The organism is Cupriavidus sp. 01L46 (assembly GCF_056399905.1).
The window spans coordinates 1-2,080 of record NZ_JBFTSF010000538.1; the positions used below are offsets into that span (position 1 = coordinate 1).

General features: G+C 61.2%; 2 protein-coding genes. One reads left to right on the top strand and one right to left on the bottom strand.

What is annotated here, in order from left to right; translation table 11 throughout:
* Positions 1-432, top strand: a 432-nt coding sequence (locus AC1DS3_RS38060; RefSeq protein ID WP_477129298.1) for a helix-turn-helix domain-containing protein, incomplete at its 5' end; no start/stop codon positions are given.
* 388 nt (positions 433-820) lie between these two features.
* Here the strand turns inward: AC1DS3_RS38060 and AC1DS3_RS38065 are convergent.
* A complete protein-coding gene (locus AC1DS3_RS38065) occupies positions 821-1,666 on the bottom strand; it encodes a class II glutamine amidotransferase (protein WP_441632094.1) in 846 nt (281 codons plus the stop codon).
* Between the last annotated feature and the right edge of the window lie 414 nt (positions 1,667-2,080).

Below are 2,080 nucleotides of genomic sequence, written 5' to 3' on the forward strand. Positions count from 1 at the left end.
GATAATAGTCAAGTGCCTATTGATGGTCAAGAGTCATTTGTCCATTGCACGGAAAGAGGCAATGGACTATGTTTCAGTCCGGGTAGACATTCTTTAKGGGTAGTGACTATGAAGCCACTTGAATACTTGGATGCAGCTAAGGCTGCTCTTGACATTGAGTCGGATTACGCACTCGCAAAGCACCTTGGTGTAACAAAGGCGGCACTCAGTGCGCTCCGTAACGGAAAGGCCGGCATTGGCGAAGAACTCGCCATCCGTTTGGCCGATATCTTGCATATCGACGCCTTCGAAATCATCGCCGCCGCCAGCCTGGAGCGCGCGAAGTCTKACCGCGCACGCGCCCTTTGGGCATCGGTCCAGCAACGTATCTCCTCGGGTTTTGAGGACCTGCTAGGCATCATGGGACAGCGCCCCGCTCTATGCGCGGCGTAGCCTAGCAGGTAGTCCCGCTGAAGCGATGATGATTATGTTAAATCAATGCGTTATAAATCCGCACCGGAGACGCTTTGGCCGACATCGACGGAATCCTTGAGGCGTTGCGTTACCTGAATGGAGTTCGGGTAAGAAAAAAATGGCGCACCACGGCGCTTTACGCCGTGGGCAATGGTGGCTGACCGAAGATTGCCCACTCGGAGCATGCCTGGCTATTTGCGGGCGGCGGCTAGGAATGCATCCGCGGTGAACTTGGCCAGCCCCATATGCGGAATCATCGTCAGTTCTGGTGAACGTCGTGCAGGCAGGCAGCGGCTTGCTGCTTGACCACCTATAGCGCCGCTGCGCAAGATTTTGCACCTCCGATGGACATGAAATAGCTGCCCTACTATGTCGACTGGTCCGGGAGCCGCGGCAAGAAGCGGTCGTGCTTGATTTCGCCTCCCCGGGCAACCAAGATGGTCGCCTCGGGAATCTCCTCCCACACTTCTTGCACGTCGATCAGTGGCTCGGAAAGCACCAGGAATGCGTCGTCGCCGGCGGCGATGATGCGCGGGTCGTCCGGGTAGAGCGCGCGTAACTGCCTGAACGAGGTGCTGTGGAAGAGCGAGCGCGATTCCGCCTCGCTCGAATAGCGCGCCGCCACGATCTGCTGGCCGTCGGTCACGCAGACAGTCATGTTGAGCGGAAACTGCACGTCGTGGCGGTGGCCGACGTCCTCGATCAGCCCCGCCATTTGCTCCAGCGCGCTGCGCGGATCTCGCTCTAGGCCGAAAGTCAGGGCCAGGAAGAACATCACCTCGGAATCGGTCGATCCCTCGATCCAGCGGAACAGGTGCGGCGCCACGGCCATCATCAGGTCGCGCCGCACGACGGGGTATTCGCGGATCAGACCGTTATGGACGAACAGCCAGCGGCCGAAGCGGAACGGATGGCAGTTGGTCTCCTGCGTCGGCGTGCCGGTAGCCGCCCGCACGTGAGCGACGAACAGCGGCGCCCGCACCGCCCGTGCCGTTTCGCGCAGGTTGGTGTCGCTCCACGCCGGGTGCAGGCAGCGGTAGCGGAACGGCACTTCCGAGTGACGTCCGTACCAACCGACGCCGAACCCGTCGCCATTGGTGGTGGTATGACCCAGCCGCGAATTCAAGCTCTGGTCGATCAGCGAGTGCTCCTGCTGGAACAGGACGGCTTCCAGCGGAACGGATTTGCCCGAGTAGGCCAGCCAGCGGCACATTATGCTTCTCCTCGACAGGTGCAGTCCGGCGCCTTCCGGCCTACCTCTCAGTTGTAGGACGGCGACGCGCGAACGGCAAAGCGGCTTGGGGAATGGMGTCGGCGGCACATCGGTCATCTGGGCGGATTCAACGAGTTGCGTATTGCAGCGGCAACGCCAGGCACATCGCGATTGCCACCGCCGCCGCCCTTACCAGTCGGCTGGCTGGCGGCATGGCCACGGTGGCGTGCGGGATTGGATTGGCCACTACGCGCGTATTTCACTTTCATCTCCCTGGCAGGGGGCATCCGGCGGGCGGTTTCGCTAGCGCCTTAACTTCTTGTAGGTGCCGACCAGTTCCGCTTGCGACAGCACATGCCCGTGCATGGCCCGCTCCAGCGCCGCCTTGTCGGGCTTGCCCAGGTCCGGCAGCAC